At 71.2% G+C, this 2336-nt stretch carries 1 protein-coding gene; it reads right to left on the bottom strand.

Annotation, left to right across the window (positions count from 1 at the left end; genetic code table 11):
• Window positions 1-2325: type I polyketide synthase (locus ABD385_RS41075; RefSeq protein ID WP_344585368.1), on the bottom strand; the 2325-nt coding region annotated here is incomplete at its 3' end.
• Between the last annotated feature and the right edge of the window lie 11 nt (window positions 2326-2336).

The following is a 2336-nucleotide window of genomic DNA, read 5'->3' as shown; positions in this document are numbered from 1 at the left end:
ATACCGGCAGGCCATACCCACCACCACGACCGGATCATCCGCCAACGACACCACCGCCGGCACCAACTCCCCCAACTCACCCTCGACCGCACCGAACAACTCCGTCTGCAAGTGCTCGGCCAGGGCGTCGGTGTTCGGGTAGTCGAAGACCAGTGTCGCGGTGAGGCGGAGGCCGGTGGCGGTGCTCAGGCGGTTGCGGAGTTCGACGGCCGTGAGGGAGTCGAAGCCGAGATCCCGGAACTGTGCGTTGGTGTTCACAGTGGCCGGATCGGCGTGGCCCAGTACGAGGGCCGCCTGGGTGCGGACCAGGTCCAGGAGTTCCTGCCGGCGGGCGTGGGACGGGAGTTCGGAGAGGCGGCCGACCAGTCCGGCAACGGTTGCGGAGCCTCCGGCCGCCGTGCGGCGAGTGCGGGTCCGCACCAATCCGCGCAGGATCGCGGGCACCTCACTCTGTGCGGACAGTGCCGCGAGGTCGAGCCGGACCGGAGCGACGAGCGCGCCGTCTGCGGCATCAGTGCCGTCTGCGCCGTCTGGCGTGCGGTCGGTTCCGGCTGCACCGGTCGTTGCTCGTGCTGAGTCGGGCGTAGGAGTGCTGCCGAGGGCGAGCGCGGCGTCGAAGAGGGCGAGGCCCTGTTCGACCGTGAGCGGCGGCATCCCGGAACGGGCGAGGCGCTCGGCCTCGGCATCCGTCAATGTGCCCGTCATGCCGCCGGACCGCTCCCACGGCCCCCACGCCAGCGACACACCCGGCAGACCCAACCTCTGACGCTGCGCCATCAACGCGTCCAAGAACGCGTTCGCCGCCGCGTAGTTGCCCTGCCCCGGGCTACCGAACGTACCCGCCACCGACGAGAACACCACGAACGCGTCCAACTCCACATCACGCGTCGCCTCGTGCAAGTGCCACGCCGCATCCACCTTCGGCCGCAACACCGCCGACAACCGCTCCGGCGTCAACCCCACAACCAAACCGTCATCCAACACCCCCGCCGCATGCACCACCGCCGACACCCGATGCCCAGCCACCAACGCCAACACCGCAGCACGATCCGTCACATCACACGCCCGGACCACCACCTCGGCACCGAGCGCTTCGAGATCGGCGACCAGCTCGCCGACGCCCGGGGCGGCCGGTCCGCGTCGGCTGACGAGCAGGAGGTTGCGCACGCCGTGTTCGTCGACGAGGTAGCGGGCGAACTGCGCGCCGAGCCCACCGGTGCCACCGGTGATCAGCACCGTGCCCTCGGTGTTCCACGCGGTCGGCGCGGTGGCTCCGGCCTGGGGCGTGAGACGGGTCAGGCGGGCGGCGTGCGGTCGTCCGTCGCGCAGGAGCAGTTGCGGTTCATCGGTGGTGAGGGCCTGGGCGAGCGCCTCGACGGACGCGTCGGAGCCGTCGAGGTCGATCAGGCCGAAGACGCCGGGATTCTCGGACTGGGCGGATCGGACCAGGCCCTGAACGGCCGCGGCTGCGGGACCCTGGCCGCCGACCGCACCACGGGTCACGAAGACCAGGCGCCCGGCCGCGACACGTTCGCCGGCCAACCATGCCTGGATCGTGAGCAGGGTCTCGGTGGTGAGTCGGTGAGTCGCGTCGACGGTCGCACCGTCCCGGAGGGCGTCTTCGTCCGCGCGGACGGCGACGAGCGTGGTCGCAGGTACCGGCGCATCCGGCCCGGCCTCGATCAGCGCGGTGACGCTCGCGTAGGTGTGCGCGGTCGTCCCGGACGAGCGGACGAGCGCGTCGGCGAGGCCCAGCCGGTCGGGACCGAGGAGCGCGACACTGGTGGCCGGGGCTGCCGGCGCGAGGGGGACAGCGGTCCACCGGACACCGAAGAGCGCATCGCGCAGTTGGACGTCCGTACCGCTCGCATCCTCGCTGGTGAGGGTGCGGGTGTGGAGGGCGTCGACGGCGATGACCGGGTCCCCCGCCGGGTCCACCGCAGTCACCGACACCGCCCCCTCCCCCACCGGCACCAACCGCACCCGCAGCACGGACGCACCCGCAGCGAACAGCGACACACCCTCCCACGAGAACGGAACCGCCGGACCCACACCACGACCACCGCCATCACGCCCACCATCAGACTGGAGGGCACTGAGCAAGAGCGCGTGCAGGCCGGCATCGAGCAGCGCCGGGTGCAGGCCGAAACCCGCCCCGGGCTCAGTGCCGTCGTCCGGTAGCACTACCTCGGCGAACAACTCCTCACCACGACGCCACACCCCCCGCAAACCACGGAACACCGGACCATAACCAAACCCAGCCCCGGCGAACACCTCGTAACACCCCTCGGCATCCACCCGCACCGCATCCCGCGGAGGCCACACCCCACCATCAA

Source organism: Streptomyces lunalinharesii, from assembly GCF_039532155.1.
GTDB lineage: Bacteria > Actinomycetota > Actinomycetes > Streptomycetales > Streptomycetaceae > Streptomyces > Streptomyces lunalinharesii.
The sequence above is the reverse complement of the archived record's forward strand: the minus strand, read 5'-3'. Positions and strand labels throughout refer to the sequence as shown.